General features: G+C 33.9%; 20 protein-coding genes and 1 pseudogene. 17 read left to right on the top strand and 4 right to left on the bottom strand.

The features are described 5' to 3' along the window. Window positions 1–111: 111 nt before the first annotated feature. From ACKU4N_RS10875 to ACKU4N_RS10815, 13 genes and pseudogenes are all read left to right on the top strand, one after another. Window positions 112–1,140: a pyridoxal phosphate-dependent aminotransferase gene (locus tag ACKU4N_RS10875; RefSeq protein ID WP_321316348.1), complete on the top strand. Its 1,029-nt coding sequence runs from the start codon at window positions 112–114 to the stop codon at window positions 1,138–1,140. Next, window positions 1,119–2,066, top strand: a complete 948-nt coding sequence (gene cbiB / locus ACKU4N_RS10870; protein WP_321316347.1) for an adenosylcobinamide-phosphate synthase CbiB — start codon at window positions 1,119–1,121, stop codon at window positions 2,064–2,066. Before ACKU4N_RS10875 ends, cbiB begins: the two co-directional genes overlap by 22 nt. Before the next feature lie 98 nt (window positions 2,067–2,164). Continuing rightward, window positions 2,165–2,683: a bifunctional adenosylcobinamide kinase/adenosylcobinamide-phosphate guanylyltransferase gene (locus ACKU4N_RS10865; protein ID WP_321316346.1), complete on the top strand. Its 519-nt coding sequence runs from the start codon at window positions 2,165–2,167 to the stop codon at window positions 2,681–2,683. Between the two features lie 16 nt (window positions 2,684–2,699). Beyond that, on the top strand, window positions 2,700–3,839 hold the full coding sequence (locus ACKU4N_RS10860; protein ID WP_321316344.1) for a BPL-N domain-containing protein: 1,140 nt from the start codon (window positions 2,700–2,702) through the stop codon (window positions 3,837–3,839). 24 nt (window positions 3,840–3,863) lie between these two features. Next, window positions 3,864–4,916: a nicotinate-nucleotide--dimethylbenzimidazole phosphoribosyltransferase gene (gene cobT / locus ACKU4N_RS10855; protein WP_321316343.1), complete on the top strand. Its 1,053-nt coding sequence runs from the start codon at window positions 3,864–3,866 to the stop codon at window positions 4,914–4,916. A 41-nt stretch (window positions 4,917–4,957) separates the two neighbouring features. Further along, window positions 4,958–6,007, top strand: coding sequence for a nicotinate-nucleotide--dimethylbenzimidazole phosphoribosyltransferase (gene cobT / locus ACKU4N_RS10850; protein ID WP_321316341.1), 1,050 nt, complete (start codon window positions 4,958–4,960; stop codon window positions 6,005–6,007). Continuing rightward, complete coding sequence (locus ACKU4N_RS10845) at window positions 6,008–6,769, top strand: adenosylcobinamide-GDP ribazoletransferase (protein WP_321316339.1); 762 nt, start codon at window positions 6,008–6,010, stop codon at window positions 6,767–6,769. Between the two features lies 1 nt (window position 6,770). Further along, the gene (gene cobC / locus ACKU4N_RS10840) at window positions 6,771–7,307 is read left to right on the top strand and encodes an alpha-ribazole phosphatase (protein ID WP_321316338.1); all 537 of its coding nucleotides are present in this window, start codon (window positions 6,771–6,773) and stop codon (window positions 7,305–7,307) included. 311 nt (window positions 7,308–7,618) lie between these two features. Further along, window positions 7,619–8,461, top strand: coding sequence for a glucosaminidase domain-containing protein (locus tag ACKU4N_RS10835; RefSeq protein ID WP_321316336.1), 843 nt, complete (start codon window positions 7,619–7,621; stop codon window positions 8,459–8,461). Window positions 8,462–8,587: 126 nt separating this feature from the next. After that, a complete protein-coding gene (locus tag ACKU4N_RS10830; protein WP_321316334.1) occupies window positions 8,588–9,319 on the top strand; it encodes a tetratricopeptide repeat protein in 732 nt (243 codons plus the stop codon). Window positions 9,320–9,761: 442 nt separating this feature from the next. After that, a pseudogene (locus tag ACKU4N_RS10825) lies at window positions 9,762–11,021 on the top strand (malic enzyme-like NAD(P)-binding protein); the annotation flags it as partial. Between the two features lie 3 nt (window positions 11,022–11,024). Then, window positions 11,025–12,023, top strand: coding sequence for a phosphate acyltransferase (locus tag ACKU4N_RS10820; RefSeq protein ID WP_407937247.1), 999 nt, complete (start codon window positions 11,025–11,027; stop codon window positions 12,021–12,023). A 102-nt stretch (window positions 12,024–12,125) separates the two neighbouring features. After that, complete coding sequence (locus ACKU4N_RS10815) at window positions 12,126–12,731, top strand: trimeric intracellular cation channel family protein (protein ID WP_321316331.1); 606 nt, start codon at window positions 12,126–12,128, stop codon at window positions 12,729–12,731. A gap of 40 nt (window positions 12,732–12,771) precedes the next feature. On the opposite strand, the gene ACKU4N_RS10810 is transcribed toward ACKU4N_RS10815, so the two are convergent. Next, window positions 12,772–13,173 carry a hypothetical protein gene (locus ACKU4N_RS10810; protein WP_321316329.1) on the bottom strand — a complete coding sequence of 134 codons (402 nt, stop codon included), beginning with the start codon at window positions 13,171–13,173 and terminating at the stop codon, window positions 12,772–12,774. A 692-nt stretch (window positions 13,174–13,865) separates the two neighbouring features. Here ACKU4N_RS10810 and ACKU4N_RS10805 point away from each other — a divergent pair. The 3 genes from ACKU4N_RS10805 (at window position 13,866) to ACKU4N_RS10795 (ending at window position 18,022) form a co-directional block, all read left to right on the top strand. Next, a complete protein-coding gene (locus tag ACKU4N_RS10805; RefSeq protein WP_321316327.1) occupies window positions 13,866–15,032 on the top strand; it encodes an adenylate kinase in 1,167 nt (388 codons plus the stop codon). Window positions 15,033–15,225: 193 nt separating this feature from the next. Next, window positions 15,226–16,320, top strand: coding sequence for an FIST signal transduction protein (locus ACKU4N_RS10800; protein WP_321316325.1), 1,095 nt, complete (start codon window positions 15,226–15,228; stop codon window positions 16,318–16,320). Next, window positions 16,310–18,022: a response regulator gene (locus ACKU4N_RS10795; RefSeq protein WP_321316324.1), complete on the top strand. Its 1,713-nt coding sequence runs from the start codon at window positions 16,310–16,312 to the stop codon at window positions 18,020–18,022. Before ACKU4N_RS10800 ends, ACKU4N_RS10795 begins: the two co-directional genes overlap by 11 nt. A 131-nt stretch (window positions 18,023–18,153) precedes the next feature. Here ACKU4N_RS10795 and ACKU4N_RS10790 read toward each other — a convergent pair whose 3' ends face one another. Both ACKU4N_RS10790 and gyrA read right to left on the bottom strand, forming a co-directional pair. Continuing rightward, the gene (locus ACKU4N_RS10790; protein ID WP_321316322.1) at window positions 18,154–19,323 is read right to left on the bottom strand and encodes a tetratricopeptide repeat protein; all 1,170 of its coding nucleotides are present in this window, start codon (window positions 19,321–19,323) and stop codon (window positions 18,154–18,156) included. 102 nt (window positions 19,324–19,425) lie between these two features. Then, window positions 19,426–21,918 carry a DNA gyrase subunit A gene (gene gyrA / locus ACKU4N_RS10785; protein WP_321316320.1) on the bottom strand — a complete coding sequence of 831 codons (2,493 nt, stop codon included), beginning with the start codon at window positions 21,916–21,918 and terminating at the stop codon, window positions 19,426–19,428. 292 nt (window positions 21,919–22,210) lie between these two features. Between gyrA and ACKU4N_RS10780 the strand changes: the two genes are divergently transcribed. Continuing rightward, window positions 22,211–24,715: an ATP-dependent Clp protease ATP-binding subunit gene (locus ACKU4N_RS10780; protein ID WP_321316318.1), complete on the top strand. Its 2,505-nt coding sequence runs from the start codon at window positions 22,211–22,213 to the stop codon at window positions 24,713–24,715. A 178-nt stretch (window positions 24,716–24,893) separates the two neighbouring features. Here ACKU4N_RS10780 and ACKU4N_RS10775 read toward each other — a convergent pair whose 3' ends face one another. After that, complete coding sequence (locus ACKU4N_RS10775) at window positions 24,894–26,444, bottom strand: IS1182 family transposase (RefSeq protein ID WP_156197454.1); 1,551 nt, start codon at window positions 26,442–26,444, stop codon at window positions 24,894–24,896. Window positions 26,445–26,579: the final 135 nt, after the last annotated feature.

Below are 26,579 nucleotides of genomic sequence, written 5' to 3'. Positions count from 1 at the left end.
TAGTTACAATTGTAAACTCTTATTGCTTTAATTAAATTTTCTTCAAATATTAGACTGTCTTTTCGACACAAATAACAAATGCATTCTCATCATTAAACCCTATATAACAAGATGTTACACGGACATGGAGATGATGGTTACCAATATAAACAAGAGATTACTGCCAATTTTAGCAGTAATGTTTGGTTTGGTGGAAAATCCGAAAATTTAAAACAATACCTATTCAAGAATTGGGATACGATACATTCTTATCCAGAAGCATCTGCAGAGAGTCTTGTAGACACGTTGGCGATTTATTTAAATGTTAATAAGAATCAAATTATTGCAACCAATGGCGCTACGGAAGCCTTTTACCTTATTGCACAATGTTTTTCTGAATCTAATTCAAGTATCATCATCCCTACCTTCTCCGAATATGAAGATGCCTGCAGAGTTAATAAACACAAGCTATTCTATATTAATTGGGCCGAATTAACCAGCAAAACCATTTTTGAAGAAGGTTTGGTCTGGATTTGCAATCCTAATAATCCAAATGGTAATATTTTAGAATCGGATGAACTTGAAGAAATGCTAAAAATCAATTCGAAATCTATTTTTGTGATTGATGAAGCTTATATTGATTTTACTGATGAGATTAACTCATCTATAGATTTACTTGATAAGTACGAGAATTTCATTTTGGTGAAATCTCTCACTAAAAACTTTTCAATTCCCGGCCTGAGATTGGGATATTTGATTTCAAACAAGGTATTGGTACAGAATATTCAATTCTACAAGGCTCCTTGGACGGTAAATTCACTGGCAATTGAGGCTGGAAAATTCCTTTTGGCAAATAAAACCGATTTTCTCCCACCTGTAAATTACTATAAATCAGAAACTAAAAAATTTCAAAAAAATCTCCAGAAAATTTCAGGTCTGCAAATTCATCCTTCAAAAACTTCTTTCTTTTTGGTTGAACTAGAAGAATCATCTGCTTTTGAGCTAAAAAAATTCTTAATTTCAAATTTTGGAATACTCATTCGTGATGCAGCTAATTTTCGGGGATTAAATTCTTCCTATTTTCGGCTCGCAACTCAAACCGGCGAAAAAAATCAATTATTAATCGATGCATTAATTCAATGGAACAAATTGAACTCATAATCCTCCCTCTTGTTATAGGATACATTTTGGATCTTATTTTTGGTGATCCAAGAAGCTTGCCACACCCAATTGTTTTATTTGGCAATGCGATTACTCTTTTTACTAAATATCTAAATAAAGGAAAATACCTACTTTTAAAAGGAGCTGCAATGGCTTTAGGATTAGCAGCTAGTGTGTATTTTATTTTTTCCTGCATAAATATCATCACCTTAAACTGGAATAGTACAGTTTATATCATAGTTACCTCGATATTTGTTTTTTACGGATTAGCGAACAAAAGCTTGTTGCAGGAAGGATTCGCAGTCTTTAAACATCTTAATGAAAAAGGATTAGATGCAGGTCGGAAAAGATTATCCTGGATTGTCGGTCGGGATACATCAAAATTATCGGAACAGGAAATACGTTTGGCTGTTTTAGAAACTTTATCAGAGAATTTATCGGATGGCGTTGTTGCTCCTCTTTTTTACTATGCCATTGCCGGAGTTCCGGGAATGATGTGTTATAAAATTATTAACACAATGGATTCTATGATTGGATATAAAAATGAAAAGTATATTTTGTATGGACGGTTTGCCGCCCGATTGGATGATATTGCAAATTTTATTCCCGCCCGTATTACTGCTTTCCTAATGGTATTGCTCACACTTAATTCGAAAGGCTTTTTATACATCTTTAAATATGGGCATGCTCATCTTAGTCCTAATGCCGGTTACCCGGAGTCAGCACTCGCAGGAATAATGAATTGCCAATTTGGAGGTGCTCATGATTACGGCGGAAAAAGTGTTTACAAACCATTTATTGGAATTAATAACCGGACAATACTGAACGAAGATATCCATAAACTATTTTACATCAACCATTCGGTGTGTTTTGCCAGCATCTTTTTAATTACTGCTGTCCATTTTCCATATAGAATCCTGTTGTAAAAAAGGATTATTTAATTCCGGCTGGAATCTTTAATTTGTAACTTCACACTTTAAATATTCCTTAATTAATAGAGGATACTGATCTAAAAAAAATAGCAATGATTCATTTAATTACAGGAGGACAACGTTCCGGAAAAAGTTTATTTGCTGAAGATCTGGCACTATCCTTAAGTGATCGCCCCGTTTATCTGGCAACCTCACGAATTTGGGACGAAGCACATCGTGAAAGAATTGAGATACACAAACACAGACGTGGAAATCAATGGACTACTATTGAAGAAGAAAAAATTTTGAGTTTGCATGATTTTACGAAAAAAGTAGTTCTTTTAGATTGTATCACCTTATGGTTAAACAATTTCTTTTTTGACAATGGAGAAGATGATGAAAAATCATTGAACGAAGCAACTCAAGAATTAGAAAAACTATTTGACCAAAACTGTGATTGGATAATTGTCACCAACGAATTAGGATTGGGCGGTCATCCTGATAATAAAATGGCAATGAGATTCAATGATTTGCAAGGGAGTATTAATCAATACATTGCAAAAAGAGCAGATCTTGTTACATTAATTATATCTGGCTTGCCACTTGAAATAAAGAACACGATAAGGGCCTAATAACAAATCTATTATCATGACTAAATCACTCCGCTTTTTTTGTTTATTACTTATGATTTTAATTTCTGTACAAAGTTGCAGAAAAGTTGAAAAACAGAGTATTTCCAATAAAATTAAAGTTGGTGTTTTCAATATAAACGGAGACAGTCCATGGTGCATCACCGATGCTATTGAGGCTCTAAAAATTGACCCTAATATTGATTGTGATATAATAAGTGCAAGTCAAATTGTATCTGAAGAAATATACAGGTTTGATGCAATTGTTTTTCCGGGTGGCAGTGGCAGAGGCGAGACTCAAAGTTTAGGCGAAACAGGAATGGAAAGGATAGTTCAGCTTGTTAAGGAAAAAGGAATTGCTGTAGTTGGTATTTGTGCCGGAGCGTACATTATGACAGAAACTCCAAATTATCCAAGTTTAAATCTAAATGGATTTGAAGCCATTGATATAGAACATGATAATAGAGGTCATGGGTTAGTGAAATTTTCATTAAGTGAAAAAGGAAAAGAAATCTTTCCTGAGCTGAAAGATCGAAAAATATCATTTTGCCAATATTACGAAGGTCCTGTATTAGTTCCTGCTAAAAACAGAAGTGGAATAGAATTGGCAAGCATGCTTTCAGATGTTCATACCGTTGAAGGCAGCCCGGAAAATATGACAAACAACAAACCATTTATTGTAATTTCAAGTGTTGGAAAAGGAAAAACAGCTTCTTTTGTTGGTCATCCTGAATGTACCCCGGGCATGAGATGGATGTTACCTCGAATTGTTCGTTGGGCAACAGATAATGAAATGATTAAATATTCAGAAAATGTAGTTCGTCCTGATTTCTTTAAAGAAGAAATTATTTATACCAAGGAGATACAATCCTTGCAAGAAAAATATAAGGAAATGCTATCTGGTGCAAAAGAAGAAAAGTTAATCGCAATTGATAAAGTGATAGGATTAGCTTGTTGGTCTTCCAAAAAATGGATTCCAGGAATGCTTCGAGATAAAGATTCCGATGTTAGGGCAAAAGCGTCAAAAGCAATTGCCCAAATTGAAAGAACTGATGCTATCCCTGATTTGGAATCAGCAATTCTCAATGAGAAAAATTCAGAATGCAGGGAAATAATGATTCATAGTCTTGGTATTTTAAAAGCCTTGATAAATAATTAAATCCGAAACCTTTAAATAATTGTGATGGAATTTAAGATATCCTCCGTATCCACATCCTTGGATCAGGAGTTGTTAAATAAAATCAATGGGAAAACAAAACCCCTTGGTTCACTTGGAATGCTTGAAAAGATTGCATTTCAAATAGGAAGAATTCAAGAAAGTTTATCTCCGGAAATTAAGAATCCTACAGTAGTTGTTTTTGCAGGAGATCATGGAATAGCGGATGATGGCGTAAGTTTTTATCCTAAATCTGTAAGCTATGAAATGCTTTACAATTACATGCAGGGAGGTGCAGCTATAAATGTATTTTCCCGTCAGCATAATATTAATTTTAAAGTAGTTGATGCAGGCATAGATCATGATTTTGATCCATCATTAAATATTATCAATAAAAAAATTGCTTACGGAACTAAAAATTACCGGTTTGGCCCCGCAATGACAAAGGACCAATGTCTTGAAGGATTTAAGAGTGGTGCTGATATTATTGAGGGAATCCATAAAGAAGGATGCAATTTTATTGCTTTTGGAGAAAAAGGAATTGGAAATACTTCATCTGCAGCACTAATACTCAGTCTTTTAGCTGATATTAGCTTGGAAGAGTGTGTAGGAAGAGGAACTGGATTGGATAATAATGGCGTCAAATCAAAATTTGAATTGCTAAATGAAGCTTTACTTAAATACTATGGAGATAGTGATCCCCTTGATGTACTGACTCAATTTGGTGGATTTGAAGTGGTTATGATTGCTGGGGCTATGTTGAAAGCTGCAGAGTTAAAAATGACCATGTTAATTGATGGATTTATAATTACTTCAGCATTGCTTGCTGCATCAAAAATCAACCCTAAAGTATTGGAATACTGTCTATTTGCTCACAAGTCAAATGAACAGGCACATATCAAAATGCTAAATCACTTAAATGCTGAACCAATTTTGGATATTGGGATGCGATTGGGTGAAGGAACAGGAGCTATGGTTTGTTATCCAATTATAAAAAGTGCCGTTCGATTTATTAATGAAATGGCTTCATTTCAGGAAGCTGGAGTAAGTGAATCAGAAGAGGTAAAAACAATCAGCTAATTGTTTTATATTTAATTTTACATTTTAAAAAAATCGAATCCATGAATTTCAATATAAGTAAACCTAACAACGAATTGGCGGAACAACTTCAACAAAAAATTGATTTAAAAACAAAACCAATTGGATCCTTAGGCGTTTTAGAAAAATTGGCAGTAAAAATTGGATGTATTCAAAACACATTGAGTCCGGAATTAAAACAACCGACTATCATGGTGTTTGCTGCAGATCATGGAATTGCCCTTGATGGTGTTAGTCCTTACCCACAAGAAGTTACCTGGCAAATGGTTGCTAATTTTCTTAATGGCGGTGCAGCAATTAATGTTTTTGCCCGTCAGAATAACATAGATATCAGAATTATTGATGCTGGTGTAAACTTCGATTTCGACAAAAGTTCCGGAGTGATTAACGCAAAAGTTGATTACGGAACAAAAAGTTATTTGAATGAATCGGCAATGACTCCGGAACAATTTAAAACGGCAATCAAGCGGGGTTCAGATCTTTGCGATAAGATGTACCGTGAAGGTTCAAACATTATCGGTTTTGGTGAAATGGGTATTGGCAACACATCGTCAGCAGCCATTTTATTGCATATTTTAGCCGATGTAAATTTAAAAGAATGTGTTGGCCGTGGTACCGGATGGGATGATGAAGGTTTAAAAAAGAAGTATGAAATACTAAAAAAAGCTGTTAAAAATTACAATGGCGATAAGTCTGTTGAAAATATCATAACTTATTTTGGGGGCTTCGAAATTGTGATGATTGTTGGAGCAATGTTAAAAGCTGCTGAATTGAAAATGGTAATTATGGTTGATGGTTTTATTATTAGCTCCGCGCTTTTAGTGGCATCAATAATAAATCCTGAGATTCTGGAATATTGTATATTTACGCACAAGTCAAATGAGAATGGACACAAGCATATGCTTAACTATTTAAAAGCTGATCCAATCCTCGATTTAGGAATGCGCTTAGGCGAGGGCACAGGAGCCGCCGTTGCCTACCCAATTATTGAATCGGCAGTAAATTTCCTAAACCAAATGGCTAGTTTCGAAGATGCTGGAGTAAGTAACAGCGATCAAATTTCACAGGCATAGATGAGAAGAGAAATTGACATATTCTTTACTGGATTATCCTTTTTTACAAGAATTCCATTTCCTAAATGGGCTCGGTTTGAGAAGGAATATCAACATGAAGCTATCAAATATTTCCCCATTTCAGGTACAATTATTGGTGGGCTGGCAGGTTTGGTTTTTTATCTTGCCAATTTGGTTTTCCCTTTTAATTTATCGGTAATGCTAAGTATGGGGGGCACAGTGCTGATTACTGGAGCATTGCATGAGGATGGTTTTATGGATGTTTGCGATGGCTTTGGAGGAGGCTGGACGCGAGAGCGAATCCTTGAAATCATGAAGGATTCCTTAATTGGTGCATTTGGAGTTACAGGTATTATTTTTCTGGTGATGACAAAGTTCTTTTGTCAGTATTCAATTTCAGCTGCTAATTTGCCTTGGGTATTAATTGCCGCTCACTCAGTTTCAAGAATGTTTGCAGCTACTCTGGTAAATACACACCAATATGCCCGAACCGAGAATTCAAAGGCAAAAGATTATTCCCAGAAACTATCAACCAGAAATTTAATTTTCACAATTCTTACAGGAATATTGCCTTTGGCCTTATTAGGAAGTGTAAAGTTTTTCCTGATTTTAATTCCCGTTTATTTATGCAAAGTATTGTTAGGCAGATATTATGATAAATGGATAGGTGGTTTTACCGGCGATTGCATTGGTGCCACACAGCAGGTTTGTGAAATCGTATTTTATTTATCCTATATGGTAATTATTAATCAAGTTTTATAAAATGGAAATATATTTAATCAGACATACAAAAGTAAATGTTGAGCAAGGTGTTTGCTATGGACAAAAGGATGTTGATTTAGCAGAAAGTTATGAAGAAGAATTGGAAGCTGTAAAAAATCAGTTGAAAGGTATTGAATTTGATTTTATTGTATCAAGCCCGTTATTAAGAGCCAAAAAATTAGCCATTGACATATTCGGAGACCAGGTAATTGAGGATAAACGATTAATGGAATTGAACTTTGGAGATTGGGAAGGAAAAGTTTGGGACGAAATTAAAGATCCATTATTCCCGGTCTGGATGGAAGATTTTGTAAATAAGAAATGTTCAAATGGAGAATCATTTGTGATGCTTCGGGATCGGGTCCTTGAATTTTGGAATGAAATCAAACTAAAAGACAGTAAGAAAATAGCGGTTTTTACTCATGGTGGTGTTATACGTACAATAAATGCTATAGAAAAGAACATTAAATTAGAAGATTCTTTTAACGAGCCTGCAGCAGATTTTGGTGATATAACAGTTATGTCGATCTCAAAATAAAAGTGCAAATCCTCCAAAATAGATTGAAATCAGAGATAAGTTTATTTCTGATTTTTTTTTGTTCCCATTGCATTGAATACGAGCTGATATTAGCACAGTCAGCTACACCCAAACCCGAAAAAAACACACGTAAATATTTTAATATAGGTTTTTGCACTTAGTTCCAAAGCGTGGAGATTGATAAAAAAAAAAACAGATTTTGTACATTGAAGTCTTGTATTTCATTGGTTTTATCTTATTTAAAATGTTTAAAAGCTAGTTCTGAATAAGAAATTGTTATTTTAGCAATCCCAAAATAATAATAACAAATAATGCGCGTTGTAATTCTTTCCATTCTTAGCTTATTTATTCTTGTAAGTTGCAAAAAATCCAGCACCTTCACTCAAATATCTATTCAGCCTCAATTTGCGGTAATTGAGAATATGGAGGATGTGCATGCAATTAACGACTCTTGCGTTACCCCTTATATCTATACTAAAGTAGTTTCGTTAAGAGAATTACCCGTTGATGAAAAAAAAACAAAGTTTGTAGAGATGGTATTGCCATCCATACTGATTTGTCAACATTCTCTATATCAAAAGATTAAAAGAGTAGAACACATCGAAGATTGGTTGCTTACGCACCCAATGATGATGAAAAAGGATAGTCTTTTTCTTTTCAAATTGTTTGAAACCTACAATTGCAATGAAATGTCAGAATTAAAAATAAGACTGAAACCACATCCTGCAAGTATCGTGTTAGGACAAGCGGCATTAGAATCAGGTTGGGGATCGTCACGCTTTTTTAAAAAAGGCAATAATGTTTTTGGCATATGGTCTTATGATGCAGGAGAAAACCGGATACAAGCGCTTATAGGAAGAGATTCAACGAGTATTTATGTAAGAAGTTATGCATCTATCGAAGAGTCAGTAAACGATTACTTTGAAACAATTGCCAGAGTGAATGCTTATGAAGAATTTAGACAAGAAAGATATACATCTGAAAAACCTTTTGAACTAATTCCTCTGCTTAATAGATATTCAGAAATAGGAGATGTATATACTGACAAACTTAAACAATTAATCGAAAGTAACGACTTAACGAAATATGATTCTTATATCATTAAAAACGATTATTTTGTTGAGGAGGTAATTCAACTATCTCAGGCGATATAAATTGAGTAAAAAAATATTGAATAATATTTTTTCGTTATTTTTATTTGATTTTTATATGAAATCGTTATTTTTAGGCTTATTTTAAAAGAAAATCAATTATTTAATTAATCATAAAAGTAATTTAGTATGAAAAAATTTATTCTGATTCTTGCGATTTGTTTTAGTGCAGTTGGCGTGTTTGCTCAATCAGCAGCGCAATTTAAAAATGATGGCAATACCGCTCTGAAATCTAAAGATTATAAAACAGCTCTTGTAAACTACGAAAAATATTTGGCTGCTGAAGACACTGAAAAAGATCCTGCATTGGTTTTTAATTTAGGGTATTGTGCAATTAAATTGAAAAATTACGCGAAAGCGGAACAGTATTTTGGTCAATCAATTGAAAATAAATACAAAACATCAATTGCATATCAGTACAAAGCTAAAGCTCTAAAAAGCCAGAAAAAATATGCGGATATGATTGTGACTTTAAATGAAGGCATCGCTGCTTGTCCAACAAAAAACTCAAAATTGGTTTCCGAACTTGCAAAGCATTATTTACTTGAAGGACAAAGTGCTCAAAAAGCTAATAATTTTGAAGCTGCAGAAGATTTATACAAAAAAGCCGGTAACGTAAAATCTAAATTACAAGCTGACGCATTGTTTAGTTTAGGAACATTGTACTATAACAAAGGTGCTAAAATTATGCAAGCTGCAACTCCTACTGCAAATACAGAACCTGAAAATTATAAAGCAGAATCTGCAAAAGCGAAAACTTACTTTCAAAAAGCAATTGTGGAATTAAACAAAGTAAAAGTAATCGCGCCAGCCAGAGAAGATGTTACTTCTACAATTACAACGATCAAAGGTTTGTTGTAGTAATTTCTTATACAAATATAATTAAACGGGGATACCTTTATTGGGTATCCCTTTTTATTTGCCTTCAGATCCAATATCGAATTTTAAAGCTCCATCAGGAAAGCCTTAAAAAATAGAAATATTCTCTAAAAGTGAAAAAGGTATAGAAGTTGAGAATCCTCGGGTAAAATTATTTTATCATTCAAAATAAATTCTCATACTTATTACTAATAATTAGAATAAAACCAAACTTCAATTCCATATGTAATGATCCGATTGCATAAATCTAGAAATTTTCCTTTATTTTTCATTTATTCTAATCAATAGAGTTCCAGTTAAATACTGATTTCATAATTATTTTGAAGCGTTTCGCACATTAATCCGAGACAATAATTCCCATCTTTGTGCCTAAACAACAAATAGTAAACTATTGATTCAATAATTTAACAAAACACTAATAATAATGTCAAAAAACAGCAATACCGATGCTTTAAAATACCACTCTGAGGGGCGTCCTGGTAAAATTGAAGTGATTCCTACAAAACCATATAGAACTCAACGAGATTTAGCTTTGGCCTACAGCCCTGGGGTTGCAGAACCATGTCTGGAAATCGAAAAAGATCCTGAGAATGCATACAAATATACAGCAAAAGGAAATCTTGTAGCTGTTATTTCTAATGGTACAGCTGTCTTGGGATTAGGAAATATTGGTGCACTAGCTGGCAAACCTGTAATGGAAGGAAAAGGTTTGTTATTCAAAATATTTGCAGATATCGACGTATTCGATATTGAAGTAGATGCAACTGATGTAAATAAATTCGTTGAAACTGTTAAAGCGATTGCCCCAACTTTTGGCGGAATAAACCTTGAAGATATCAAAGCTCCTGAATGCTTCGAAATAGAACAACGCTTAAAAAATGAGTTGGATATTCCTGTTATGCATGATGATCAGCACGGAACGGCCATTATTTCAGCAGCAGGATTATTAAATGCTTTAGAAATTAACAAAAAGAAAATTGAAAATATTTCTGTAGTCGTTAATGGAGCGGGTGCTGCCGCTGTTTCATGTACAAAATTATATATTTCTCTTGGCGTTAAACCAGAAAATATAATTATGTGTGACAGTCGTGGAGTGATTAATAAAAAAAGAACCGATTTAAACAGTCAGAAAAAACAATTCATAACTGATCGTGATATTGACACATTGGAACAAGCCTTGGTTGGAGCTGATGTGTTTTTAGGATTATCCATTGGAGGAATTGTAAATAAGGAAATGGTAATTTCCATGGCTGATTATCCTGTTGTATTTGCGTTGGCAAATCCAGATCCTGAAATTAATTACAATGAGGCTATTGAATCCAAAGAAGGGGTAATTGTTGCCACAGGTCGTTCTGATTATCCAAACCAAATTAATAATGTTCTGGGATTTCCATATATATTCAGAGGTGCTTTAGATGTTCGGGCAAGTACAATTAATGAAGAGATGAAAATCGCTTCGGTTCATGCTATTGCAAAACTGGCAAAAGAGCCTGTTCCGGAATCTGTACATGCGGCTTATAATGAATCAAATATTATATTTGGCCGTCATTACATTATCCCAAAAGCAATGGACCCACGTTTGGTGTCAAGTGTAGCGGTTGCAGTTGCTAAAGCAGCAGTAGAATCGGGTGTTGCCCGAAAAGTAATTACCGATTGGGATGCGTATTCCGAAGAGTTAAAACAACGCTTGGGAACTGAAAATGAATTGATCAGAACTATTTTTGACAAAGCAAAATGCAACCCAAAACGTGTGGTTTTTGCCGAAGGAAATAATTTCAATGTTTTAAAAGCAGCTCAAATTGTTCTTCAGGATGGAATTGCAAAGCCCATTATTTTGGGTAATCCCGAAAATATCCAAAGAATAATACAGGAAAATGAATTGGATCTTAACGGAGCTGAAATTATCGATATCCGTTCTCAGGCAGAAGCAGGAAGAAGGAATCATTACGCAGATGTTTTGTGTGAAAAAAGAAGTCGTAAAGGTCTAACTCATAAAGAGGCTGTCGAAAAAATGTTCGATCGCAACTATTTTGGAGCAATGATGGTTGAAAATGGTGATGCTGACGCTTTTATCTCCGGATATGCAACACGCTACTTTGAAGCACTAAAAGTTGCAAGTAAAGTAATTGGTATTGAAGATGGCATGAAAACTTTGGTTGGCATGAATATTATCATGACGAAAAAAGGACCTCTGTTTTTTGCAGATACCACTGTTAATGCAGAACCTACATCAGATTCGTTAGTTGACACAACATTGAGTACTGCCCGAGCCTTAAAAACTTTTAATATCGAACCGGTAATGGCTATGGTATCCTACTCTAATTTTGGATCAGTAAGAAAGGGAAGTCCTGTAAAAGTTAACAAAGCAATCTCAAAACTACACGCAAATCATCCTGATTTACTTATAGATGGGGAAATGCAGTTGAACTTTGCTCTTGATAAGAATTTAAGAGATCAAACATTTGGCTTTACAAAAATTAAAGGAAAAGATGTTAATACCATTATATTTCCAAATCTAAGTTCCGGAAATATTGCCTATAAATTAATGAAGGATTTAGATGGATCAGAAAATATTGGACCAATTTTATTAGGAACAGCAAAACCATTTCATATTATTCCAATGGGTTGTTCTGTTCGTGAAATTATTAATATGACTGCCATAGCAGTTGTTGATGCTCAATCATAACAATTAGAATATTTATTAGTCAAGGATGAGATTTAATTAAATCTCATCCTTTTTTCTATTCGATTATTTTATCGATTTTTGTGCAAAATTATAAATTTGACTATGACGATCTTATACGGATTAGATTTATTAGGAACTCTTGTATTTGCTATTAGTGGCACACTGTCTGCTGCAAATAAAAAACTCGACCTTTTTGGTGCCTACTTTACCGGCTTTATTACTGCGATAGGAGGTGGAACGCTTCGCGATGTGATTCTGGGAAATTTTCCAGTTGGTTGGATCAGTGACATCAATTACCTAATAGTTATATCTATTGGTGTTGCGCTGACTTTTCTTTTCAAAAAGCACATCATGACTTTAAAACGGACTCTCTTTTTGTTCGATACAATAGGTATCGGGGTGTTTACCATTATAGGCATAGAAAAATCCTTAAACTTAGGAATACATCCTTTTTTATCCATAATAATGGGTTTATTTTCGGCAGTAATGGGAGGTGTTATTAGAGATACTCTTTGCAATGATATCCCTTTAATTTTCCGAAAAGAAATTTATGCCGTAGCTTGTTTGATTGGAGGAATTCTTTTTATTGCTCTCAATTCTCTTGGTGTTGCCTCTTCACTAAATCAATTCATAACCATTGCCTGTATAATAATTATAAGAATAATCTGTATTCGTTTTAAAATATCGCTGCCCGTATTAAAATATTAAACGATAGAATAATATTCCATCATGCTTGATTTAAACATGTCTAGGACATATTAATTAGATTTGTGAAATTGATATATTTTCCAGCATCTTTTCCAAAAGAACTCACTTTTTTCTCACTAATTTGATAGGTACATCTTTCTCCGTACACACCCGAGAATAGAATTTCATATTCCTGATCTTCTGCATCCTGCATCAATATTTTGAAAATATTTTTGTGTACCATCGGATGTCTTAAACTTTTATGACAACAAGGACAGAACATACTGAGGCTCTCATTCTTTTCTATATCAAAATTAGAATGCTTTTTAATCTCATAATCTCCTAAATGAATACTAAATAATAGAATCCCTTTATAACCTTTCTCATTTTTAGCAGAAATTACAATTTGATCTCCAACATTAAGATAGGTTCTGCATTTTGGACATAAATAATCAGCCTTCATAACTATATATTTAAGTGGATTATTCTCTAAATAAAATATAAGACATTACAAGAAGAATGTCAATTTAAATCAACTAATATTCAGCAGACTACATCGTTTGTTTGATCCTCAGGTTTCCTTTTTTGAATTATTCTAGTGCCGTAATTTCCAATTACATATTAATTCGGCTATATTTGATAAAAGCATATTTAAAAATTTTCCAAATCGTAAAAAGGATAAGACTTGAAACTATTCATTACCATACTTCGTTGGATTGCACGTTTTTTAGGAATTTTCTTATTCCTATTTTTTATTTGGTTTGCAATCCAAATTGGTTCTCCCGATTTAAATTTGATGTCTGAACAAGAAATCAAATTATTTTCAGCCAATGTTATAATGCTAATGGGATTAATAGTTGTATGGAAATTTGAATTTATAGGAAGCCTTCTTTTAATATGTGGGTACATATTTTTTGCAATAGCGAATTATTCTTTTTGGAACGGACCTGTTTTTCCAACCTTTCTTTTTTTGGGACTGTTGCATCTATTCTGTTGGGCTCTCAGCACTTTTATAAATTTAAATTGCAACAAGATTTCATATCTGATTTTCCTTAAATAATTCGAAGAGCAACATTTGTATTAATTCCTCTTATCAAATCAAATTTTTATTATTTTTGAATCAATTACAACCATAACAAATATAAATTTCAGTACATGTTAAATATTGCACTTTTTGGCCCACCTGGAGCAGGTAAAGGAACTCAATCAAAGATGCTTATCGAGAAATACAATCTTGCTTACATATCAACAGGAGATATTCTAAGAAGTGAGATTGCCGAAGGAACCGAGTTGGGTCTGCAAGCAAAAGACATTATCAAAAGGGGAGGACTTGTTCCCGATGAAATTATCGTTCAAATCATGGAAGAACGAATTCAAACCGATACTGAGGTAAATGGCTTTCTTTTTGATGGATTTCCAAGAACAACTGTACAAGCCTATATTCTTGAAGGCCTGCTATTAAAAATGAATACTAAACTTGATTGTATGCTAAGTTTAGAGGTTCCAACGGATCAACTCCGCAACCGTTTGCTGGATCGTGCAAAAAAAGAGAATCGATCAGATGATACAGAGGAAGTAATTAGTGTTCGGTTAAAAGAATATGATACCAAAACAGCTCCTGTTGCAAATTTTTACAAGGAGAAAGAAATATACCATGGTATTGATGGCTTGGGTGGTATTGACCAAATTTTTGAACGATTAACTTCAGTGGTCGACCAGACCCTTCAAAAATCATGGATTAACTTGGTTTTACTAGGTCCTCCTGGATCAGGAAAAGGAACTCAGGGAAGAAAATTAGCCGAACAATTTAATCTCGAATACATTTCAACAGGTCATTTGATGCGTCAGGAAATTAAAAAAGACACAGAAATGGGACAAAGTGCAAAAACCTATATGGAAAAAGGAGATATTGTTCCTGATGAAATTGCTATTCGACTAATTGAAAGGCAAATTCGCAAGCATCCTGATGCCAAAGGTTTTATTTTTAAGGGATTTCCCCGAACAATTGTTCAGGCATACATTCTTGATGGTTTATTAAGAAAACTTGGTTCAATTGTAACTACATCCATTAATTTGGATGTTTCTACTCTTGAGTCGATTAAACGTTTAACCTACAGAGGAAAAACGGAAGGCAAAAGACTTTACGATGATACCGATATCATTATTCACAGATTAGAGCAATTTGAAAAGAGAAGTATAAAAGTAAGTAACTATTACTCCAAACAGGACAAATTTGAAATTGTAGATGGATTAGGAAGTGAAGAAGATGTTTTTAAAAGGCTCACGGATGTAGTCAATAAATCATTCAAGAAAATTAGATAACCTAATGGAAAACTGGCTTTGTATACAAAAAGTCAGTTTTTTTTTAATTTCTCCCCTAACAATACAATTAAAAGCCTTGACATGACGATATTGATCTTTAATCAAAAGCAATCGGTTAATAGTCATAAATTCGCTAAAATTGTAATTAATATAATTGAAGAGGAGAGAGGTAATGTATCTGGAAAATCCAAGTTTGAAAGAAATACTTTATTTGTTAGAAACCAATAAGTCTTCTAACAATTCATTTGCTTTTATCCTTATTGGGGAAGATTCTAAAATTCCACTAAAAGAGTTTGTCAATTCGTTGAACAACAGAAATATAAAATTCACAGGTGGTGTTTTTCCCAAAATAATACACAACAATAAAACATCTGGTACTGGCATAGTAATTAAGTGGTTACCTCATAATGCTGTTTCAATTTATTTTGATTCGTCGAAAACTTTTAGCCAACAAATTTCTGAATTCAGCAGTGTAATATTTTTAACGGCATACGTCCTTACTTCCGGAATATCTTCTGAAAGTTCAGAACACTTAAGATCTTTATATACTTATTTAGGAAATGACGTTAAATTTCTTGGTGGTGGTGCTGGCCGAATTAAAGAGCACAACGGAGGTGTTTTAATAAGCAATGATGGCATTTTTAATACAGGAACAATCATCACGCTTACCGAAAACAAAGTAACAACAGGCTCATTACATGGCTGGACAAAACTTCATGGTCCATTTATCGCTACAAAAACAGATAAAAACTTTATTAAGGAGCTTAACTGGGAAAATGCATTTGTTGTTTATCAACGTTTTTTGAAAACTGCATTAGATATTAAAATTAATAGAGAGAATTTTGAGGACAATTCAATTCATTATCCATTTGGAATCTACAAAGAGAATAGTGAATATATAATCAGAGATCCTATGAGAGTTACTGAAGAAGGTTATTTACATTGTGTAGGTAATATTCCTGAAAATTCACTTATTGACCTAATGACAATGAGAAAAGAAGATTTCAAATCTGTATCTAAAAATCTTGTTTGTCAAAGCATTGATAAAGAATCAAAAATAGCGGATGCGCTTATTTTTAATTGCATATCAAGAGCAAATCATTTAAACAATAACTTCTATGTGGAACTCTCGAATTTGACTGACGAAATCAAAACTAATCAAAATCAGGTAAATTTAGAAGGAGCACTTTCAATTGGAGAGATATATTCAAGTGGCGAAGGATATCCTGAGATATTAAATAAATCAATTGTTTTAGGTTTTTCATATTTAGATAAGAATGCAAACTAACGATATAATAAAAGACATTTCATTTTTGTATGAATTATCCTTATCCATAGGTCAATCCTTAGATTTGAAGGAAAATTGCAGACGGTTTTTAGATACACTAATGTCAGTTAAGAACATTGAGTTTGGTGGTGTTTGGATCCGGAATCGTAATATTTCATTTACAAGACAAGAACATGGATTGAAAGCAATTTATTCTCATCCAATTATTAAGCTTGAGAGTTACTCAATATGTAATTCAAATTATATTGATCGTTGTTTTGCAAACCAAAATTCTTTTTCATGCATTCTTACCCAGGAAATTAGTAAAGAAATTGGTTTTAAAGTGAAAGAAGGAGGAGCAATAACCTTTTTCCAATTGCAGGAGATCGGATTTTTGGTACTGTATTCATCTTCTGAGAAACGAATCTGGAGCGAAATCGACCAAACTAAATTAAAGAATGTTTTGGATAAATTTTCAGTATCTATTCAAGCATGCATTTCCCATTCAACATCGTTGCAGGATATAATAACGATAACAGAAACTAAAAAAGAACTTGAAAAAGCAAAGAAAGAAGCTGAAGAATCTGAAAAGTTGAAATCAGCTTTTCTCTCTAATATAAGTCATGAAATTCGAACACCTATTAATGCCATGGTTGGATTTTCCAACCTGTTATCAGATAACAATCTAAATAAAAATCAACTGGCTAGTTTCATTAATCACATTTCGAATAACAGTAAAAAACTATTAAAACTTATAAATAACTTGATTGATGTTTCCAAGATGGAAACGAACCAATTAGCAATTCAAAAAGAAAAGTTTGTACTAAATCCAATCATAACTGACTTATTTAAAGTATTCGAAACAAGTCACAGATTGAATAAAAATATTGAATTAAGACTTGTTTTGCCTGAGAACAGCGGACAATTCTCTATTCATTCTGACAAAAACAAAATAGTTCAAATACTTGATAATTTAATTGATAACGCAATTAAATTCACAACAAAAGGTATTGTGGAAATAGGGTATTTCATAGAAAATGAAACCAATCCAATATTTTACATTAAAGATACAGGAATTGGTATTTCTAATGAAAATCAGCATGTTATATTTGATTTGTTTAGACAAGGGGAAAACAGTTCTACAAGAAAATTTGAAGGTTCTGGAATCGGTTTAACTCTTTGTAAAAAAATGGTACAGCTTTTAGAGGGGGAAATTTGGTTTGATTCTAAAATTGAAATCGGTTCCAATTTTTATTTTAAAGTACATAATTTAGGTCAATCAAATCTTAAATTATTAAGAGAATCTTCAGATAAGTTTGAGAGCCGAATTGAGAGTGCCGGGGTAAAATCAATAGATTATACCAACCGTAATATTTTAATTGCAGAAGATGTTAAATCTAATTTCAATTACTTAAATGCAATAATTGAATTAACTGATGCAAATGTAATTTGGGCTCGGAATGGCAGAGATGCAATCGAAATATGCCAGGCAAATAATCCACAAATAGACTTGGTATTAATGGATATGAGAATGCCTGAGATTGGCGGATTGGATGCTATAAAACAAATTAAAGCCATTAATAATAAAATCCCGGTTATAGTGCAAACAGCTTTTACATTTAATAATGAAAAAGAAGAATGTTTTAAGGCCGGTGCGAATGAATTTATCACAAAGCCGATTGATCCTCATAAACTAATGGAAGTCCTGCAGAAGTTTCTTTAATAATTGCAAGGAAGATGCTGTTAGTGATATTTTCGTTGGTATTTTTTTGAAACTATATTTGTCCTATAATCAACATTACGTTAAATAAAGAATATAAAATAAAGGGAAGCCTAAACTTCCCTTTATTTTATTTACTCCATGCCATCCAACTGAGCTTTCACCTTATTGTATTTTTCAAGGTAAACTTCGTTTTCATTTCTCAGTTTGAAATACAATTCTTTTAAAGTAATCATAGAATTTTTCTCATCAGGTTGCATTTCAAGTACCTTTTCGAAATAAGGAATCACTGCTTCGTATTCTGCATAAACAGCTTTAATTGCTTCATTATACTTTTTAGCATCCATTATTTCATTGGCAGCTTTATGCTTCAGAATCGCTGAATTAAGTTTTAGCAATCCAAGATTATACTGAGAAGTAAAATCATTTGGATCCATACTTAATGCTTTGGTATACATCTCTTCAGCTTTAGCAAATTCTTCAGTTTTTTCGTACAAAGTTCCCTTTGCCCGGTAAAAAGAACTGTTTGTTGGATCCAACTCAATTGCTTTATCCAAATAATCGGCTGCTTTTTGAGGCTCTCCACCTAACATATAATGGTTGATTAATTCAACCAACATCCATGAATCATTAGGATATAGCTCGAATCCTTTATGAAGGTATTTAACCCCTTCTTCTTTATTTCCAGAGTCATTTAAAACTTTAGACAAATTAGCATAAGTTTTTGCTCCACCGTAGTTGTACTCAATAGATTGCTTGTAATACTTTGCCGCTTTTTCTAATTGTTCGGCCTTTTGAGCAGTCATACCTGCATTAAAAATTACAGCTGTATCAATGGTAGCATTTTCTTTAAACATATCCATTGCTTCAATTTCCAATACTCTCTCAAAAGCTGCCAAAGCGCCAGGGAAATCTCCTTCATTATATAAATTAACGGCTTCGTTTGTGTAATCAGGAATCATGTTTGTCATTTGAGCTTTAACAGGCTTTTCCATTTTCCCATTTTCATCTAACTCAAGAGCTTTCATATAGGAATCGAAAGCAACATCAAGTGGTTTTTCCGCCAATTTCTTGTAGGCAGGAAGAGGACTTTCAAAAATTCCTTGATACACCTTTCCTTTTACAAGATATGCCTTAGCATATGCCACACATTTTTCGTCCTGAATCCCTTCATCAATAGCTTCTTTTGCTTTATCCAACTTACCAGAAGTAAGATAATTCTGGGCCCCAGTCACTTTGCTTTTCTGTGCACTTACACTTGCAACACACATAAGCATAACTAGAATGAATGATAATTTTCTCATAATCAATGTTTAGTTTTAATAACAATCTTGAACAAAAATATATTTTTATTCTGTACCATGAACAAAATTGTTTTCTTTATATTTAGTCTAAGTATCTACTCTTTATACCTCTTCTTCTGTTGATTCCTCTGTATTTAATTCCGAGACTTCATCTGAGGAGTTTACTTTGGCAACAGCCGCAATAGAATCATTCTTCTTACTCAAGTTAATCAAACGAACTCCCTGGGTAGCACGGCCCATAACTCTTAAATCAGAAACAGCCATTCTAATTGTAATTCCAGATTTATTGATGATCATTAAATCTTCATTATCTGTTACATTTTTAATTGCAATTAAATCACCAGTTTTTTCTGTAATACTAATCGTTTTAACTCCTTTACCACCTCTATTGGTAATTCGATAATCATCAATCTTAGAGCGTTTTCCAAAACCATTTTCAGAAACAACAAGAATATCCTCTTCACCATTCTCAACACATATCATGCCAACAACTTCGTCAGTCTCATCTTTCAATGTAATTCCACGCACTCCGGAAGCTGTTCTACCCATTGGTCGAACCTGACTTTCCTCAAATCTAATTGCTTTACCAGAACGTCCGGCAATTAAAATTTCATTATTGCCATTTGTCAGCTTCGCTTCCAATAACTGATCTCCTTCGCGAACAGTTATAGCATTTACTCCATTAACTCTAGGACGAGAATATGCTTCTAATGAAGTTTTCTTAATAACTCCTTTCTTAGTACAGAGAACAATATTATTACTATTAATATATTCTTCTTCATTTAAATTAAGAACATTGATATAAGCTTTAACCTTATCATCTTGTTCAATATTCAATAAATTCTGTATTGCTCTGCCTTTAGATTGTTTCGTTCCTTCAGGAATCTCATAAACTTTCAACCAAAAACATTTTCCTTTTTCGGTAAAAAACAGCATAGTATTATGCATTGTAGCCATAATCATATGCTCTAAGAAATCCTCTTCTCTTGTTATACTTCCTTTAGAACCTACTCCACCTCTATTTTGTGTTTTAAACTCAGAAAGAGGAGTGCGTTTAATATATCCCATTCTTGAAATAGTAATAACCATTTCTTCATCAGCATAAAAATCTTCAGGATTGAATTCTTCTGAAGAATAAACAATATCTGTTCGTCTTTCATCACCGTACTTCGCTTTTATTTCAAGAAGCTCTTCTTTGATAATACCCATTCGGATAGATTCATCATTAAGAATAGAGTTCAGGTGATCAATTAACTTCATCAGCTCTTCATACTCTGCATGTAACTTATCTCTCTCAAGACCAGTAAGTTTTTGCAAACGCATATCCAGAATAGCTTTAGCTTGAAGTTCGTCCAATTCAAAATTAGACATTAGCCCTAGCTTTGCCTCTTCTGGTGTTTTAGAACCTCTTATCAAAGCAATAACCTGATCTATGTGATCTAATGCTATTATTAATCCCTTTAATATGTGAGCTTTAGCCTCAGCCTGTTTTAACTCAAATCGGGTTCTCCGAACAACAACGTCATGTCTATGTTCGACAAAATACATGATCAAATCTTTAAGATTTAGCATCTTTGGACGCCCTTTAACCAACGCAATATTATTTACGCTGAATGAAGTCATCATTTGAGTGTATTTAAACAATTTGTTTAAAACAACATTTGCAATTGCATCTCTTTTCAGATCGAAAACGATGCGCATACCGTTACGGTCTGACTCATCATTAACATTTGAAATACCTTCAATCTTTTTGTCATTAATTAAGTCTGCAGCTTTCATTATCAGCTCAGCCTTATTAACCATATAAGGAATCTCTGTTACAATTATCTTTTCACGACCTGTATCAGTCGTTTCTATATTTGTTTTGGCACGAACAACAACACGCCCTCTACCCGTCTCAAATGCATCCCTAACACCTTGGTAACCGTAAATAGTACCACCAGTAGGGAAATCTGGTGCCTTTACAATACTAATTAAATCGTCCATCAAGACATCATTGTCCTCAATGTATGCAATAGTAGCGTCGATAACATCAGACAAGTTGTGTGGCGCCATATTTGTTGCCATACCCACTGCAATACCCGAAGCGCCATTAACCAAAAGATTCGGAATTCGGGTAGGAAGTACAGTTGGTTCTTTCAATGATTCATCAAAATTGGGAGTCATATCAACCGTATCCTTTTCAAGATCCGCTAAGATTTCTTCAGCAATTTTGTTCATTCTTGCCTCAGTATAACGCATCGCTGCGGGACTATCACCATCAACAGAACCAAAATTTCCCTGACCATCAATAAGAGGATAACGCAATGACCAGTGCTGAGCCATACGAACCATTGTCATGTACACAGAACTATCACCGTGCGGATGATACTTACCCAATACTTCTCCAACAATTCTAGCTGATTTCTTATAAGGTTTCGTTGAAGTCATTCCCAACTCACCCATTCCAAATAACACTCGTCGATGAACAGGTTTTAATCCATCCCTAACATCTGGCAAAGCTCTGGAAACAATCACCGACATTGAATAATCAATGTAGGCAGATTTCATTTCCTCTTCTATATTAATACGTATAATTCTCTCTCCCGTAGTCATTATATTTCTTTTAAAATTCTAAACATTTATCAGAATTACAAAAGTAACAAAATATGTAGATTTTGCGTAACAAAGGAAGCGTTATTTACGCATGGATTAAGATAAATATTCACTCTATTAAGCATTACAGCTTGATTATTAGATAAATTCATAATTGAGATACAATCGGAGTGAAAAATTGATGGCCCATTTAGGCTTGGATCTAATTATTTTTCGTTATTTTAATGTTGCATTTAAAAAAGCCGGAATCTATTTTCCGATTGATTTGTTAAATATTTAAAAAACCTACTATATGGATTCTAAATTTTCACCTCGTATTAAAGATGTACTTTCTTATAGCAAAGAGGAAGCTGAAAGGCTTGGAAACAATGCTATTGGAACAGAACACTTGTTTTTAGGGATTCTTCGTGAAGGTGAAGGTATTGCTGTCGACATCCTAATTTCTTTGGGAGTTGACCTTTACGATATTCGAAAAAACATAGAGAAAAATCTAAAATCAGATGCTATTTCTGATTTAGATCAAAATAATATTCCTTTGCAAAGGTCAGCGGAACGTGTTCTTAAGCTAATATACCTTGAAGCTAAAGCTTTGAAAAATAACACTATCGACACAAGCCACCTTCTTTTAGCGATCTTAAAAGATGATAAAAGCCTGGTGACTCAAGCATTAGAAGCCAACACGATTGACTACAATAAAGTGAAAGAGAATTTAAAAACACTCTTCCCAAAAGCTCAGGCGGATTATACTCCAGAAGACAGTGAAGGAAAAGGCGGACAGTTTGGTGGAGAATCTAAAAGAACAACTGCCAGAGGAAAATCTGAAACTCCTGTGCTGGATAATTTTGGTATTGACATCACAAAATCGGCAGAAGAAGGAACGTTAGATCCAATTGTTGGAAGAGAAATTGAAATTGAGAGACTTGCACAAATTCTAAGTCGCAGAAAAAAGAATAATCCTATTTTAATTGGAGAGCCTGGTGTTGGTAAATCAGCTATTGCCGAAGGACTTGCACTAAGAATTATTCAAAAAAAGGTGTCGCGGGTTTTATTTGGGAAAAGGGTTGTCTCTCTTGATTTGGCATCAATTGTTGCCGGAACAAAATACCGGGGTCAGTTCGAAGAACGTATGAAAGCCATCTTAAATGAACTCTCCAAAACGAATGATATTATTCTTTTTATTGATGAAATTCACACAATTGTAGGCGCTGGCGGTGCTACCGGATCTCTTGATGCTGCAAATATGCTTAAACCAGCCTTGGCAAGAGGTGAAATTCAATGTATTGGTGCTACCACCCTTGATGAGTATCGTCAAAACATTGAAAAAGATGGCGCATTAGAAAGACGTTTTCAGAAAGTTATGGTTGAACCTACTTCTCCTGAAGAAACAATAGAAATCTTAAATAATATCAAAGAACGATACGAAGACCATCATAACGTTTTTTATACAAAAGAAGCGATTGAAGCTTGTGTGAAACTAACATCCAGATATATAAGCGACAGACATCTTCCAGATAAAGCCATTGATGCTCTTGATGAATCAGGATCACGTGTTCATATATCAAATATTCATGTGCCTGTAATCATCGAGGAACTTGAGAAAAAAATTGAAGAAACCCGTCAAAATAAAATTAAAGCTGTTAAGGCTCAGAAATTTGAACTGGCGGCAAGCTTCAGAGATAAAGAAAAGAGCTATTCCGAAGATTTAGAGCGGGAAAAAGACAAATGGGAACAAGAACTTAGTCTTAAAAAAGAAAAAGTTTCCGAAGATGATATCGCGGAAGTAGTAGCAATGATGACTGGTGTTCCTGTAAAAAGAATTGCTCAGGCAGAAGGCTCACGACTCGTAAAAATGGCTAGTGAGCTTCAGGGCAAAGTCATTGGACAAGAAGATGCTATTAGTAAAATAGTTAAAGCGATTCAAAGGAATAGAGCTGGCTTAAAAGATCCAAACAAACCAATTGGTACATTTATATTCCTTGGACCAACAGGAGTTGGTAAAACACAACTAGCTAAAGTATTATCAAATTATTTATTTGACAGCAATGACTCGCTGATACGAATTGATATGAGCGAATATATGGAAAAATTTGCCGTATCCAGATTAGTTGGAGCGCCTCCAGGATATGTCGGATATGAAGAAGGTGGGCAACTTACTGAAAAAGTTAGACGCAAACCTTACTCTGTAGTACTTTTAGATGAGATAGAAAAAGCTCATCCAGATGTATTCAACATACTGTTACAAGTGCTGGATGATGGGCAACTAACTGATAGTTTAGGCCGTAAGGTTGATTTTAAAAATAGTATTATTATAATGACTTCCAATATAGGAAGTAGAGAATTAAAAGATTTTGGTAAAGGAATCGGTTTCCAAACAGGAGGAGGAGCTGATTCTAATGATTACACAAGCAACATCATACAAAAAGCATTAAAAAAGGCATTTGCGCCTGAATTTCTAAACAGAATTGATGATTTGATCATGTTTAATTCTCTAACGCAAAAAGACATCCATAAGATTATCGACATTGAACTTGATGGATTATATAAGAGAGTTAATGATTTGGGATACAACATTAAAATGTCCACTCCTGCCAAAGACTTTATTGCTGAAAAAGGATATGATGTCCAGTTTGGTGCCCGTCCATTAAAACGTGCTATTCAAAAATATCTGGAGGACGAAATGGCTGAAGTCATTATTAAAGCAAGCATTTCAGAAGGCGATACAATTTCTGTCGGGTTTGATAAAGCCAAACAGAAAATAACAACCAAAATTTTGAAACAGCACAAAGAAGTAGAATAGAAATAAAGAGGATGTCTCATAGCAAAGTAGACATCCTCTTTTTCATGATCTTTTGTTTTTTTGAGATTAAACTGCCTTATACTGCTTATTTGTTTTTGGAAGTCTTTTTTACCTCCAATATGCAAAACAGAGGTTTTATATAGAGGAAATAGGACTTCAAAAGAATTAAGAAAGGCCGTTAGGCCACTTTTCTACTATTCATTTTCTTAAGATTTATGGCTAGAGCCAATAATCCCATTTCGATTTCTACTTTTTCTTTGCCACGAAGTAAAAATCGTTTAAATCCTTTATTGTGTTTAAGGTTACCAAAAGCGGCCTCTACATCAACCGGTCTTTGACTCCTGTGCTTCAATCCTTCTTCTGAGGTTAAATGTTCTCGTGCTTTACTTCTTAATTCGTTGAGTCGGTGATTAATCTGAATCGTTCGATTACCTTTTGCTTTGTGACACATCCCCCTAAGTGGGCATCCGTTACAGTTTTGAGCTTGATAAACATGGATTGTCTTAAAATGACCGGCTTGGCTTTTTTCCTTTTTTATCTTCTTAAGATTCATTACTTGTCCCATTGGGCAGTAGTAAATATCCTGTTTAGAGTCGTAGAATAAATTGTTGGGGTGAAACTCGCAATAAGTTTTGGCTCCCTTCTTTTGTTCTTTATGAAAGTAATTGTATTTCACAAAAGAGGTTAATCCTTCCGCTTCAAGAAATTCATAATTCTCCTCAGACCCATAACCGGAATCTGCACATACGCTGTTTAGTTTGTCTGGATACAACTGTTGAACCTCTTTCATATGAGGTATAAAGGTTTTTGTATCGGTTGGATTATTATGGTTTGAATAATTTACAATGAATTGATTTTGTGTGCTAAACTGCAGGTTATATCCTGGTTTTAGCTGACCATTTTGCATATAGTCATCCTTCATTCGCATAAAGGTTGCATCCGGATCCGTTTTTGAATAACTATTTCGCTCTTCCAATATCTTTAGCTTTTGCTCGTTTTTTCGGAGATTATCAGCATAATTCTTCTTGGCATAGTTGAGTTGCCGGCGTTTCTTAGCATCCACTTTCTTATCCCTCAAGGCCTCATTAATTGTCTCAATGGTCTGCTCTATTTTTTCTGGATCAACATCACTTAAATCGGGCTTACTTACATTTGCTAAATCCGATTTGGCTACCTGCTCTGTATAATCCCAAAGTTCCCCCAACCGATCCTTCATGCGTTGGATATTCTTTTGAATGGCTTTACCCCAAACAAACGAAAACTTATTTGCATTGGCCTCGATCTTGGTGCCATCGACATATATGGTTTGTAGATCAATATGTCCGGAATCTACCAGTAACAGGACTACTTGACTGAACACTTCCTTTAAAACACCTTTTAATCGACTGCTTCTAAAGCGGGCAATCGTATTGTGATCTGGCTTTTGCATCCCTGACAACCACATGAAATGTACATTTTCTGATGCCGCCTGCTCTATTTTTCGAGAGGAATATACATTACACAAATAGGAATAAACTAATAACTTAAGCATCATTTTGGGATGATAGGCCTTTGCTCCCGTATAACTGTATTTTTCAAGGATACGATCTATCTGGACACCATCAATAATACTGCTGATGGTACGAACAGGGTGTTCAGATGATATGAAATCCGAGAGAGAAGGCGGAAAAAGAATCATCTGGTTTTGATGATAGGCTTTGAAATGAGATTTTTGAGGGACTAATTTCATATCTCTAAAATAAGAAATCAGTGATAAATATAAAAAACTATAAAACGAAAAAGAGACTATCTCATTTGAGACAGCCTCTTTTTTCCATATTTCGACTCTATTTTTATTTAGAGTAATTCAAAACAATTATTACCT

Source organism: Labilibaculum sp. (assembly GCF_963664555.1).
Lineage (GTDB): Bacteria > Bacteroidota > Bacteroidia > Bacteroidales > Marinifilaceae > Labilibaculum.
Note: the sequence above shows the minus strand (reverse complement) of the source record. Positions and strands in the feature narration are given on the sequence as shown.